General features: G+C 40.9%; 11 protein-coding genes and 1 other RNA gene. 7 read left to right on the top strand and 5 right to left on the bottom strand.

The genetic code is table 11. The features are described 5' to 3' along the window. Positions 1-62: 62 nt before the first annotated feature. From DS2_RS18605 to DS2_RS18595, 3 genes are all read right to left on the bottom strand, one after another. The gene (locus DS2_RS18605; RefSeq protein ID WP_035016553.1) at positions 63-1550 is read right to left on the bottom strand and encodes a methyl-accepting chemotaxis protein; all 1488 of its coding nucleotides are present in this window, start codon (positions 1548-1550) and stop codon (positions 63-65) included. A 320-nt stretch (positions 1551-1870) separates the two neighbouring features. Next, complete coding sequence (locus DS2_RS18600; protein WP_035016552.1) at positions 1871-2290, bottom strand: secondary thiamine-phosphate synthase enzyme YjbQ; 420 nt, start codon at positions 2288-2290, stop codon at positions 1871-1873. Between the two features lie 5 nt (positions 2291-2295). After that, positions 2296-2769: a chemotaxis protein CheX gene (locus DS2_RS18595; RefSeq protein WP_035016551.1), complete on the bottom strand. Its 474-nt coding sequence runs from the start codon at positions 2767-2769 to the stop codon at positions 2296-2298. Positions 2770-2913: 144 nt separating this feature from the next. Here DS2_RS18595 and DS2_RS18590 point away from each other — a divergent pair, with 144 nt between their 5' ends. Next, a complete protein-coding gene (locus tag DS2_RS18590) occupies positions 2914-3174 on the top strand; it encodes a DUF1289 domain-containing protein (protein ID WP_035016550.1) in 261 nt (86 codons plus the stop codon). Here DS2_RS18590 and DS2_RS18585 read toward each other — a convergent pair. Continuing rightward, on the bottom strand, positions 3171-3512 hold the full coding sequence (locus DS2_RS18585) for an OsmC family protein (protein ID WP_268745641.1): 342 nt from the start codon (positions 3510-3512) through the stop codon (positions 3171-3173). The genes DS2_RS18590 and DS2_RS18585 overlap by 4 nt on opposite strands. A gap of 137 nt (positions 3513-3649) precedes the next feature. On the opposite strand from DS2_RS18585, the gene DS2_RS18580 reads away from it, so the two are divergent. The 4 genes from DS2_RS18580 (at position 3650) to DS2_RS18570 (ending at position 7582) form a co-directional block, all read left to right on the top strand. Beyond that, complete coding sequence (locus DS2_RS18580; protein ID WP_035016548.1) at positions 3650-4885, top strand: cystathionine gamma-synthase family protein; 1236 nt, start codon at positions 3650-3652, stop codon at positions 4883-4885. Positions 4886-5010: 125 nt separating this feature from the next. Then, the gene (locus tag DS2_RS18575; RefSeq protein ID WP_035016547.1) at positions 5011-5280 is read left to right on the top strand and encodes a late competence development ComFB family protein; all 270 of its coding nucleotides are present in this window, start codon (positions 5011-5013) and stop codon (positions 5278-5280) included. Between the two features lies 1 nt (position 5281). After that, positions 5282-5440, top strand: a complete 159-nt coding sequence (rsmS, locus tag DS2_RS20365) for a pleiotropic regulatory protein RsmS (RefSeq protein ID WP_081754337.1) — start codon at positions 5282-5284, stop codon at positions 5438-5440. 33 nt (positions 5441-5473) lie between these two features. Continuing rightward, the gene (locus DS2_RS18570; RefSeq protein WP_035016546.1) at positions 5474-7582 is read left to right on the top strand and encodes a TonB-dependent receptor plug domain-containing protein; all 2109 of its coding nucleotides are present in this window, start codon (positions 5474-5476) and stop codon (positions 7580-7582) included. Here DS2_RS18570 and DS2_RS18565 read toward each other — a convergent pair. Beyond that, a complete protein-coding gene (locus tag DS2_RS18565) occupies positions 7557-9707 on the bottom strand; it encodes a YgiQ family radical SAM protein (RefSeq protein ID WP_035016545.1) in 2151 nt (716 codons plus the stop codon). The genes DS2_RS18570 and DS2_RS18565 overlap by 26 nt on opposite strands. Before the next feature lie 162 nt (positions 9708-9869). On the opposite strand from DS2_RS18565, the gene DS2_RS18560 reads away from it, so the two are divergent. Both DS2_RS18560 and ssrA read left to right on the top strand, forming a co-directional pair. Next, entirely contained in the window at positions 9870-12170 is a 2301-nt protein-coding gene (locus DS2_RS18560; protein ID WP_152537648.1) for a reprolysin-like metallopeptidase, read from the top strand. A 74-nt stretch (positions 12171-12244) separates the two neighbouring features. Next, positions 12245-12610: a transfer-messenger RNA gene (ssrA, locus tag DS2_RS20360) on the top strand. Positions 12611-12641 lie beyond the last annotated feature (31 nt).

Below are 12641 nucleotides of genomic sequence, written 5' to 3'. Positions count from 1 at the left end.
CTATTTATTGCTTAACTGATCGGCATTAAGCCGAAGCTGGTTTTTTGATTCACACTTATACTCTAGTATTTAAATTGTTTTATTTGCAACGATAATTGCTGTTCAACTTCAATCATTGATTGAGTGCTATGTTCAAGCTCTTTAGTTTCTTGCGCCAATCGAGTCGCACCATCTAACAAGTGCTCTATTCCTTGGCTGACCTCTTTAGTTAACAAAGACTGCTCTTCCGTTGCACTGGCGATTTGAATAATCATATCGTTAATGCCACTCATTTTGTCTGAAATAGAACCAAATGAGTCTACTGTTTTTTGAGTTGATTCAATTGTTTCACTCACCAGGTCTTTACTTCTATGCGATGCCTTATACGAATCATCTGCTTTACTTTGTAATGAGGCGATAATGCTTTCTATTTCTTCTGTTGACTGGCGTGTTTTGCTAGCTAATGATCGAACTTCGTCCGCAACAACCGCGAAGCCTCGGCCAGTTTCACCTGCCCTTGCCGCTTCAATAGCAGCATTCAGTGCAAGTAAGTTGGTTTGTTCAGCAATCCCTTTAATCACATCCAACACGCCACCGATATTTTCACTGGCAGATTTCAGTTCAGATGCAACTTTTGCATTATTTTCAAGCTCATCAACTAATTGTTGAACATGCTCTAGATTAGTTTCTACATCAGTTCTACTTTGAGCGGCCATATCAAACGCTTCTGTGGTACTTGATGCTGTTAGCTCTGCATTTTGAGCAATTTCACCTGTCGCTTCTGACAACTGTTTCAAGTAATTTAACGAATGCTCTGTTTGCTCTTTCTGCTCATGCGTATTCATTGTTGTTTTATGGCAAACGTCACTAATAGCTGATGATAGGCCACCAAGCCCACTGGCACCTTGAGCAACGTCTGTAATTATCTCTTGAATCTTTTGAATAAAGCTATTGAAGTTAGTTGCCAATGTGCCAATTTCATCATTGGTTTTGACTGGGATACGTTGGGTTAAATCACCACCACCAGCAGCGATATCTCGTAAAACGTCACTTACTTGGGTCAAAGGTTCAATAACGACTTTTTTGATCAAAAACACCAGCAGTACACTAAGTACTATCATAGAGATTATCATTGAAAACCATTTTTGATTCCATTGAGAAGACAGCCGGTCGTCTACAGATGAACGCGAGAATGCAATCTTAACTTTACCGATGAGCTCGCCATCACCACTTTTAATATCGTACCACTTCGCTTGACCGTCTAACTCGATATCTTGCTTAAGCTTAGTTTCAGCCATGTCTTTATCTCTGTGGTCGGTCACTTTAACTTGAGCGATAATTGGATCAGGCATGTAAGCATCGATGATACTTTGAATGAGCGGGAAGTCGTAAGAGAAAACTGGATCCTGTAGAATAACTTGAAGCTGCTTAACGACATCAGCCTTGGTATTATCATATCTCTCGTTCTCATCACTGGTTTGTATGGACATGGTCCAAAACGCGACTGTGCTCAGCACAACCAAATTTACCAGCAATAATGCGACAAGTACTTTTTTGGCTATTGATTGCATATATATTTTAACCTCATACGATGCAGACTGCTTGTTAATGACCGTTCAAGTTATTCTTTCGGCAGCTAGGCAAGTTTCTTTAGCGCTAGCGACCTGATGTTTCTAGATCATTTCACTTGTGTGTGTAAGTACTACTTGAACAGTTGAATTATAATTATTAGGTGCCGAAGTGATGCATTCCGAGCAATTTTAACGGCTTTGTTAAAGGTAAGACAGATAAACGATTTTAACAAGCCTATTTGTAACAGAAATGTTTATATATTTTATTATTTACTAATAATCAGTGAACTTTGAGTTAGATAAAGCGCAATCTTAGTTCACTATTCACCGTTTATCGTAGCGATAATCCTACGGCTGCCACCAAAGTCTCGATGTTCTCCTAAATATATACCTTGCCATGTCCCCAACGCAAAACGACCCTTTTGAATAGGAAGCATTAACGAGACACCCAACAAACTGCTTTTGATGTGTGCTGGCATATCGTCATCACCTTCATACGTATGCTGATAGTACGGTTGGTTCTCTGGCACCATAACGTTAACGTGTGCTTCAAAGTCACTTCTAACGGTTGGGTCTGCATTTTCATTTAGGCTAAGGCTTGCTGATGTATGCTGAAGTAAAAGGTTGCATACACCAATGTCAACTCTCGTGAGCGCATCTAATTTTGATTCAATTTCAGTCGTAACTAGATGAAAGCCTCTAGGTTTGGCAGCAAGCGTTATTTCAGTTTGAAACCACATAACAATTATTTAGTCACTTTATCAAAACAAATTTCAATATGTGCCGATCCCGCCTCTGCTTCAAAAGGCATAATGACAATAGGACCGTCTGATTTATGTGCGATTGTATGACCCTTACCAGAAACAACCATTGGCGTCGCCATATCAAAGTCGTATCCTTTTTCAGCAAGCAGTTTTTTTGCACCACCTGTTACCATGTTTGTGATTTCACCAACCATGTCGGTAACTTCTTCGTTAATCCCATCGGGCTTTTCGCCCAGCATGCGACTCATAATTTCAAGTGCTAAACCTTCTTCAAACGAAACTGAAAATGATCCTTTGGTTTGAGGTCCAACCATGCCGATTAAACCAGATACATCACCACGTGCCACTTCATCTTTTTTAAGCCTAGGCTTTTGTGGCTTGAGTTCAAGCATTGCCATGGTACTGATTACATTAACCAATGAGGAAAGAAATGGGTTGACGAATTCTACATTCATATCAATATCCTGAGACGACCCTTAATAAAAATAAAAAATACTAACCAAGTTTGCCTTGCTACTATGAGTTTGTAAACCCAAATAACTGACACCTTGTTCTACAATGTAGTAAACTGTTATTTAAAGGGTAAAAGCAAAATAGCAATGCAGCAAGCTAGTTTATTCGAAATTGATGTAAAAAGCCCGTGTATCCATGTTTGCGAGAGTGGACCTAGGGGCTATTGCCGTGGTTGTTTGAGAAGCCGCGAAGAGCGCTTCTATTGGGAGAAGCTCACTGCTCCCCAAAAGCTACAGGTTATACAACTCTGTGAATTAAGAAAGAAAAGACTCAATTCAAAAATAGCTAAAGAAAAAGAGCAGAAGCTATTAACAGAGATAAAAAACCAACAGCTAGATCTATTTTAGACAAGCTCGACTTGAGCGGAAATGTCTACACCACCCGCCCTCAGCATAGCGGCAACAGAGCAATACTTATCTAATGACAGCATCACTGCTTTTTCAACTGCAATTTGGCTGACCCCAGTTGCTTCAACCTTATATGTTAATTCAATTTTTTCGAAAACAGCCGGAATTTGCACTCGGCGAATAGCGTGAACTTCAAGCTCTAGCGAAGTTAGCTGAGCTTTTTTCTTCTCTAAGATAGTCACTACATCAAACGACGCACAACCAGCTAATCCCATAAGAACCATTTCCATTGGGCGGGTTCCAGCATCCAAGCCACCTGCATGTGGGGGGCCATCCATTAAAATAGTATGTCCAGTGCTAGACGAGGCTAAAAACTGTTTATTTCCCTGCCAGGAAATTTTAATAGGCTGGCTTGACATAGTTTACAATTCTCTCCAATCTGATGAACTAATCAGAGTTTGACACAAAGCTACCTATGACAAAAGAAAAAGGTTTTACAACAAAGTTAGTTCATGCTGAGCATCAACAAAAGCCAGCAGATGGCGCTGTACATATCCCAACCGACCATTCTGTGTTATTTACTTATGATAATGCCCAAGATTTAATTGATGTATTTCAAGGACGCAGCAGCAGCCATGCATATGCCCGACAGTCCTCACCTTCAATTGCAGGTTTACAAAACACAATTACTAAATTGGAAAGAGGCCATGACAGCCTAGTTTTCTCGAGCGGTATGGCTGCGATTACAACGCTTATGCTCAGCCTGTTGAAGGCTGATGACCATGTAATTGTTAGCAAGTTTGTGTTTGGCAATACCAACAGCTTTGTCTCAACCTTACAAAATTTCGGAATCGCTGTTTCTTTGGTAGATATTACCGATAGGGAACAAATCACCCAATCGATTCAACACAATACCCGACTTTTGTTTTGCGAAACCATCGCAAATCCAATGACTCAAGTCGTCGATTTAACCGCTGTCGGTCAATTGTGCAAAAATAACAATATGTTATTTGTAGTAGATAACACCATGACGCCTTGTTATCTACTTAACGCAACCCGTTACCCTATTGATATATTAGTATGTTCGCTAACTAAGTATTTTGGCGGGCATGCCAATGCTTTGGGTGGCGCTATCATAGATATGGGTCGGTATGATTGGAAGCAATTTCACAATATATTGCCCGCCTACCAAAAATCGTCGCCCCAAGATTGGGGGCTAACTCAAATTAAAAAGAAAGGACTGCGTGATATGGGCGCATGTCTATCAGCAGATTCAGTTCACTTACTAAGCGTTGGCTCAGAAACGATGGCTTTGCGATTAGATAGGGCCTGCAATAATGCGCTTGAAATTGCCAAATATTTAAACCAACACGACAAAATTAAAAAAGTTTATTATCCAGGCTTAACTGCTCACCCGCAGCACGAGCTTACCGCGCAGCAGTTTAACAGTTTTGGTGCCATACTCAGTTTTGAGCCTGTTGATTCGATTGATTGTGTTGAATTGATAAACGCATTTAAGCTGATTTTGTGTTCAACTCACTTAGGTGACAATCGCACACTTGCAATTCCTGTAGCACAAACGATTTATCATGAAATGGGCGCTGAGAATCGCGCTCGATTGGGAATGAGTGAAAATATGATCCGATTGTCAATTGGTATAGAGGATTTCGAAGACTTACGCTTCGACCTAGAACAATCTTTAAACAAATAAAGTTACATTTTATTCAACAATTGTTGCAATGATGAAAATTTTCTAGCATGTCGCGTTATTTAAGTCTATGCTCTAACTGGATATTTGAGTTTATTTCTACGTGTACAACCTGAAGGAGTTCTATAGTGAAATTGCATGATGATGTTCATAACTATTATGAAAATTTAGTTGTTCATAAACTTCAACAAATGAACATTACTGAAGACACTAAAGACACTGATTATTTAGCCGACTTGTGCTGCCTTGTGCTTAACCAGCTTCCACCTAGATATATTCGATACGAAGTTGATATGGCGTTTTATATGCCGCAAGCAGAACGCTTACAGATGGAAATGAACGTTGATAGCGCGATTAGAAGTGCAATTAAGTTTCTAACCGAACGAGACAAAAGATAAAATGAGTTTAGATTCAGCCCCTAATCATGTAAAACTGGCGGTCGACCTGATATATTTGCTGGAAACGAATGACTTAGAACCTGAAGACGTCCTACAAGCTTTGAAAATAGTTGAAGACGACTTCAAACAAAAATTGGTTCAACGGAACAAACAACAATAGTAGTAACGGAAGGGTTTAGCCCTGCAATTTGATATGAAACTAAAGCAACTCTCTTATAGTTTATTCGCCTGTCTTGCGTGCTCTAACTTAAGTGTTAACGCTAATGAAGCTTTGTCTGATGACTTATTCAACCTTCCAATTGAACAGTTAATGCAGCTAGAAGTTGCTAGTGCTACTTTGTCGAATGAATCATTGATAGATGTGCCATCAAGCGTGGCAGTATATAATCGCGATGAAATCCAAAAGCTCGGATTAGACAACTTAGATGAGCTGCTCAATTTTGTGACTGGTATGCACAGCGCTCGTTCCGATAGGGATGGGAAATTTAGCCGCGTATCAGCTCGAGGAAGAGCTTCTGGTTCAGGTGGTGGTGAAATCTTAATATTGTTAAATGGTCAACGTATTAACAGTGAGTACTCTGGGGCCAACGACTACACTTTTCCGCTAATACCTTTATCTATTGCCGAAAAAATTGAATTCATTAAAGGTCCTGGTTCTTCTATTTACGGGTCCAATGCTTTTTTGGGCGTTATCAATATCATCACGATTACCGATGCAACTCCTCAGCTGTCAGTTGAAGCTGGTAATATGTCTTTACAAAGGGTTTCAGCTTCAGCTGGATATTCAAAAGGCGCGTTTTCTGCACAAGGCATCGTTAGTTATGCTAGCGATGATGGCGACCACTATCATGGTGAACTAGATAGCTTCAACCCAAGCGTAAAACATAAACTTGATGATCCCATTCAACATCAAGAATTATTGTTAAACTTAAAATATGACAAATCTTCGTTGCAATTTGTTTTGAGTGAACAAGAGTCAAGAGACTTCTATGTACAGGGTATTATCGGCAATGATTTTAACAAAGCCAAAAATGATTCCGTGTTTATCACTTTCAATCAACAGCTAGAGTGGAACGAAAAACTGAATACTGACATTTGGTTAGATTATCGTAACAACCAGAGTGACATCAATATCCTTGGTTTAGCGCCCAATGTATTTGCGCCTATTAGTACCCCTTCATCGACGGCACCACTTTTAGCCAAGTCTCCTGTGCACGAAACGGCCAAAGGCTTGAGGGTCAATAATTTCTATCAATACAATGATGATATTCGCCTTAGTTTAGGGTTTGAACACAGGACCAGTAAACTAAATGAAGACCACTATGCAACCAATTTCAACTATGCAAAGTGTCTACTTTCAGAGCCCTGTGTGAATTATCTGCTAAGCGGTGGCCAACAAATTCCAGATGAACATCCAAATATAGAATACTATGGGGATGATTTTTCAGGCAGAGTTAAATTTACAACTATTACTCAAAGAAATATAAATGGCGCTTTTGTACAAGCTCAAATAAAAGTTAACCAGAATACTCAGGTGACCATAGGCGGCAGATATGACAAATACAGTGATATTGGCGACAATACCAGCCCAAGAGTCAGCATTGTAAATAACACTTTAGACAAGGTTACCTTTAAATTAAATTATGGAGAAGCCTACCGCGCACCTCAATTTAACGAGCTAGGTTTACTAAACAACCCACTCATCCAGGGTAACGAAAACCTTAACCCTGAAATCGTTAAATCTTTTGACTTTATTAGTTTAATTCAATTTGAAAACTTGTCAGTCTCTGCAACCTTATTCCAGCACAAAATTGAAGATGCGATTTTGGCTGAATCACGAGACAACAACAGACTAGTGTTAAGTAATCAAAGTGATGTCACAACAACGCGTGGTATTGAAGCAGAAGTCACTTATATACCTAACAGCCAATATTACTTTAAAGCTGGTTTAACCCACTTGTTTGACAAGGGACGAGATCAATTCCGAGAATCAGATAATTTATTATTCTTGATAGGGAATTATAGTTTTGAAAACTTTAACTTGAATGTATCCGCAAACTATCACGACGAAAAGCACACTGTCAGCTATCAACAGCAAGAAGACAATTTAACTAACTTAGATAGCTATTGGGTGGTCAACACAAAAATCACTTACCAACTTGATAATAGTTGCGCTTTGTTTATTAAGGCTAAAAACTTACTGGATAACGACTATAGAACACCAGCAATCGGCAATAGAGCCTACGCAGGTGTTCCAAATCGCGGCCGACAGTGGTCTATCGGCGCCGAGTTCGCTTTTTAAACTGATCGGATGTAAAACGAGTGGTTGCAGCTTGATAACCTTTGTGTTTTCCTGCTGGACCACTTGGCTTCCGCTTTGAATTTCCTCGCTTAGAATCTGCTGGCACTAAACAATTCTGGCCATTACCAATTAACTTGCTCAGACCCATTTTGGTTAACGCTTCTCGAATAATTGGCCAACCTTTTTCGTCATGATACCTTAACAAAGCCTTATGCAACCTACGCTGACGGTCCCCTTTAGGGATAAACACTTTTTCACTTTTGTGCGTCACTTTATGCAAAGGGTTCGACTGCGAGTGATACATTGTCGTTGCGTTTGCCATTGGAGATGGATAGAAGTTTTGCACTTGGTCCAACTTAAAGCGATTCTTTTTCAACCACATCGCTAGATTAACCATGTCTTCATCGGTTGTGCCCGGGTGCGAAGCAATAAAGTAAGGAATCAAATATTGTTCTTTACCCGCTTCTTTAGAGTACTTATCAAATAGCTCTTTAAACTTATAATATGTGCCCATACCCGGTTTCATCATTTTGTTTAAAGGCCCTTCTTCCGTATGCTCTGGCGCAATTTTTAAATACCCTCCGACATGGTGAGTCGCCAATTCTTTAACATATCGAGGATCTTGCACCGCTAAATCGTAACGCACGCCTGAAGCAATTAAGATTTTTTTAATACCTTTGATTTTTCGTGCTTTGCGATACAAATTAATTGTCGGTGAATGATCTGTATCCATATGACCACAGATATCCGGCCAAACACACGACATGCGACGACAAGTTTGCTCCGCTTTTGGGTGTTTACACCTCAGTTTGTACATATTGGCAGTTGGGCCGCCCAAATCAGAAATGACCCCTGTAAAGCCAGGTACAGTGTCTCTAATCTGCTCTATTTCATTCAAAATAGATTCTTCAGAGCGACTTTGAATGATTCGTCCTTCATGTTCGGTAATAGAACAAAAAGTACATCCCCCAAAACAGCCTCGCATAATATTAACCGAAGTTTTTATCATATCGTAAGCTGGAATTTTGGCTTTGCCATAGCTAGGGTGCGGCACACGCGCATAAGGCAAATCAAACACAGCATCCATCTCGGAAGTTTCTAGTGGAAAAGCAGGCGGGTTAATCCAAACAATGCGATCGCCATGACGCTGCACGAGCGCACGTGCGCACCCTGGGTTAGTTTCTTGATGCAAAATTCTAGAAGCGTGAGCATAGTAAGTCTTTTGTGCCCGAACAACATCATACGAGGGTAAATTCACATACGTTTGCTCCCAAGGCCTACGAGTCTTGGCTGGTTGAATCGTGACAACTTGCACTTCCGATGTCTCTTCTTTCTGATTTGACTCACAAGTTGATTGTTGAATCATCTCGTATGGATTAGCTATCGGATCAATTTTCCCTAACTTATCTAATTCGGTTGAATCTACCCCATACCAACCAGGTAAAGGTTCTTTACGCAGTACAGCTGTACCACGAATATTCTGCATTTGCTCGATACCTTCACCAGCTGCAATACGATGTGCAACCTCAGCCAACGGACGCTCGGCATTACCGTAAATCAAGATATCCGCTTTGGAATCAAAAAGAACTGAACGTCTTACTTTATCAGACCAATAGTCATAGTGTGCAATTCGACGCAAACTTGCTTCGATACCACCAATAACCACAGGTACTTTAAACGCCTCTTTACATCTTTGGGTATATACAGTCACTGCTCTATCAGGGCGCTTACCACCAATATTACCAGCGGTATAAGCATCATCATGACGTAGCTTTCTGTCCGATGTATAACGATTAATCATCGAATCCATGTTACCCGCGGTCACCCCAAAAAATAAATTCGGTTTGCCTAGGCGCATAAAATCATGCTTGGAAGTCCAATCTGGTTGAGAAATAATGCCAACCCGAAAGCCTTGAGCTTCTAACATTCGACCAATAACAGCCATACCAAAACTTGGATGGTCGACATAAGCATCACCAGTAACGATAATAATATCACAGCTATCCCAGCCCAATTGGGCCATTTCCTTTTTTGACATAGGCAGAAAAGGCGCTGGTTTTGAATGGTAGTTTGGATTGGTATAAGAAAAGAGGTCGCGATCCGCTTTCATGCGCTGCGCTAGCATAGAGTCACCCAACAAAGCGAGAATAGAAATAAACGCAGATCATATCAAAATCTACACTGGTTAACAAAACAGACGCAGAATTATTTAATAAACAAGCTAAACTATAATTTAATCAACACAGCTGAGTGACAGCGAGTAAGTGAGAGTAGAATAGTGAAATTTTTGCCGTTATTTATAATTTTATCTTTAGCGCCGTATTCAAGCTTTGCATGGCAAGTGGTTAACGAGCAAACTCAGCCGATAGCAGCTGAAAAACCAGTTTCTACAGAGCAAATAGATAAACAACACGCCATTAAAATTGCAACGACAACATCATCTAACAACCTGCTTAAACAGTTGCAAACAACAACGAGAGACAGTTTTACCGTAGAACTACCCGGCCCAAACGCTAGCTTAGCCAGCTACTTGATTCAACCTTCAAGCGAAATATCGGCCCAATTGCAATCGGACTATCCAACAATTAGGAGCTTCAAAGGTCATCGCGTAGGTGATCCAACACAACTAGTTAGAGTATCCACTGGACCAAATGGCTTCCATGCCATGTACATCATAGATGGCACGTTATGGTATTTAGATCCTGACAACGATGGGCAATATCAGCTATATACTAGTCAATCTAAACACAAGCACGACAGGATGCTAGTGGCGGAACATTCTAGCCAGTCCAGAATATTAGCTAGAGGACCACTCTCCTCTTCGCCTGGTATAATAACCTACCGCCTAGCAGTAGCAACAACAGGTGAATACACCCGTTTTTTTGGTAGCAAAGAAAAAGCGTTCAGCGCGATTGTAACTACAATTAATAGAGTTAACTTATTATTTGAACGCGATCTTGCTATCCAACTTGAACTAATCGATAACAATGACTTACTGATATTTACCGACGCAAGCACGGATCCATTCGAGAACGATGATCCTGATGCAGATATTGCAGCTGCTCAGCAGACAATCGACAACCGAATTGGCTCTAACAATTACGACCTAGGTCATGTTTTTGCGACCGATGGTGGTGGTCTGGCTCAAGTGGGCGCTGTTTGCAGATCTGGATTTAAGGCACAAGCCATGACAGGCACCCCCAGGCCGCTAGGCGATGCTTTTAACGTTGACTTTGTTGCACATGAAATTGGCCATCAACTCGGCGCAGTACATACATTTAACGGTACTGCTGGATTTTGTGAAGACGGGCGTATTGAAAATTCGGCTTTTGAACTCGGTGGAGGTGTAACTATTATGGGATACGCCGGAATATGCTCTGATGGAAATGGAGACGAAAATGTACGCTCAACCTCAATTGGTACTTTCCACTACCAAAGCATCAATGAAATCCACAATTATGTGCGATTTAGTGGAGGTCGGAATTGTGGTGTACATCAAGACTCCGTCAATGTAGCGCCCATCGTAGATGCTGGTGAAAATAAAACTATACCTATACAAACTCCCTTCCTGCTAACCGGTACAGCGAGTGACGAAAATCAAGACACACTCATCTACACATGGGAACAATATGACTTAGGTACACCAACCACTGATAAATCAGATTGGAGCATCAGTGGAGATGGCCCGCTTTTTAGAAACTATCCAGCTAGTAGCTCAACAACACGTTACTTACCTGATATCCAAGACATCATTTTTGGACGAGCGAGTGCAGCGGAAATTTTGCCAACTCAGGCACGACAACTTACCTTTAAATTTGTTGCCAAAGATCAAAAAGGTGGCGTGTCAGAAGACGAGACAAAAATTAATGTTAGAGCAGACGCTGGGCCATTTGTTGTAACGTCGCCTGTCGCCAATCAAACCTTTAGCGGTAGAGAGGTGATAGATGTGCATTGGCAAGTTAATGCAACCGATAAATTTTGTAGTCAAGTTGATATTTTATTAAACTCAGATCTAAATGATACGTTCGAATACGTTTTGCTTGAACGAACAGCGAACGACGGCCACCAACAACTACTTTTGCCAAATATATCAGCCCCACAAGCTAAAATTATGGTCAAGTGTACAACACAGCCATTTTTCAATTTAAACCCAGGGTTCTTTGCAATTGAAAAATCGCTACAGCCGATAATCTCTGGGCAACTCCCCTTTTCCGTAGATCAAGGACAGAGTTTTTCAATAACGATAAGCGACCTAATAGTTGATAACCCAAGCAATTCAGAGTTAAACCTGCAAGTGCTGTCGGGTAATAGTTACACAGTTGCAGAAAATGTAATTACCGCAAATAACCCAGAACAAACCGAACTTATGATCAACCTTCAAGTCAGCGACGGCATAGAAACCAGCAATACTTTCGTTTTTCTAGCACAAATATCAAGCGTTGAAGCGCCAACACCTGAACCTGATCCAGAACCAGCAGATGTGAACATAAATATAAAAGCAGGCAGTTCGGGCACAATTAACCTATACTTACTTATGTTGCTAACTGGTATGTCTTTACTTAAAAGGTACCAAAATTCACTAAGTTAGTTACAAACTAGACTTGCAGTTGTTCAGGTAAGCGCGTAAAATCCGCTTTCCTTGAGTGAGTAACACCCTGATCAGGGGCCGATTAGGATTCGACGGGTTTCTAAAACTCTAAGGTGCATGTCGTGGGGCGGTTGGCCACGTAAAAAGCCGCAAAAAAATAGTCGCAAACGACGAAACTTACGCTTTAGCAGCTTAATAACCTGCTCTTAGCACTTCTGCCCTAGCTTCCGCCTGTAAGACGGGGAATCACAGAAGTTCAAACCCAAACAGGATAGTGTGGATGCTCCCGCCTGAGAGCTGAAGCATGAAATTCAATTCAGGATAGTCTAATAGTGGCGTGTTTGTCCGCAGCTACTAGATGAAATTAAAGATAAACTAAGCATGTAGTACCGAAGACGGCGGTTATCCGGACGGGGGTTCAAATCCCCCCGGCTCCACCACCACACGTTCCATATCGTTCGATAAATCACT

It is taken from the genome of Catenovulum agarivorans DS-2 (genome assembly GCF_000568405.1).
GTDB lineage: Bacteria > Pseudomonadota > Gammaproteobacteria > Enterobacterales > Alteromonadaceae > Catenovulum > Catenovulum agarivorans_A.
The sequence above is the reverse complement of the archived record's forward strand: the minus strand, read 5'-3'. Positions and strand labels throughout refer to the sequence as shown.